The following is a 1,001-nucleotide window of genomic DNA, read 5'->3' on the forward strand; positions in this document are numbered from 1 at the left end:
CTGCGCGCGCAATTCGCCGAGCTGGCCGGCAAGATCTTCGATGAGCGTGAGCAGCGCTTTGCCGAAACCAGCCAGCAGCGGCTCGGGCAGTTGCTTGATCCGTTGAAAGAGCGCATCCAGTCCTTTGAAAAACGCGTTGAAGAAAGCTATCAGGCCGAAGCCCGCGAGCGCTTCTCGCTGGCCAAGGAGCTGGAGCGTTTGCAGGCGTTGAACCTGCGTCTGAGCGACGAAGCCACCAATCTGACTCGCGCGCTCAAGGGCCAGAAAACCCAGGGCAATTGGGGCGAATTGATCCTCGAGCGCGTTCTTGAGCACGCGGGTCTGGAGAAGGGCCGCGAGTATCAGACTCAGGTCAATCTCAAAGGCCCGGACGGTGAGCGCTTCCAGCCTGATGTGATCATTTACCTGCCCGGCGACAAGCAGGTGGTGGTCGACTCGAAAGTCAGTCTCACGGCCTATCAACAATATGTTGCGGCTGATGACGACACGTTGGGGCAGATCGCGATCAAGCAGCACGTGTTGTCGCTGCGCAACCATGTCAAAGGCCTGGCCGGCAAGGATTACAAGCGTCTGGAAGGCTTGCACAGCCTCGATTTCGTTTTGCTGTTCGTGCCGATCGAGGCGGCGTTTTCTGCGGCATTGCAGGCTGAGCCGTCGCTGTTCCAGGACGCTTTCGACCGCAATATCGTGATCGTCAGTCCGACTACGCTGTTGGCCACGCTGCGGGTGATCGACAGTCTGTGGAAGCAGGAACGGCAGAGCCAGAATGCCCGGGAAATCGCTGAGCGCGCGGGTTGGCTGTACGACAAGTTCGTGTTGTTTATTCAGGATCTGGACGAAGTGGGCAATCGTCTGCAGCAACTGGACAAGGCTTACAGCTCGGCGCGCAACAAGCTCACAGAAGGGCGCGGCAATCTGGTCAGTCGTAGTGAGCAGTTGAAGTTGCTCGGTGCGCGGGCGAGCAAGAGCTTGCCGGCGGATTTGCTCGAGCGGGCGATGAC

The 1,001-nt window shown here is 59.0% G+C and carries 1 protein-coding gene; it reads left to right on the top strand.

Going from position 1 to position 1,001, the window contains the following annotated elements:
* Positions 1–1,001: DNA recombination protein RmuC (locus tag D6877_RS15670; protein ID WP_130911377.1), on the top strand; the 1,001-nt coding region annotated here is incomplete at both ends.

The sequence above is a fragment of the Pseudomonas sp. Sample_9 genome (assembly GCF_004307535.1).
GTDB classification, from domain to species: Bacteria; Pseudomonadota; Gammaproteobacteria; order Pseudomonadales; family Pseudomonadaceae; genus Aquipseudomonas; species Aquipseudomonas mercuritolerans.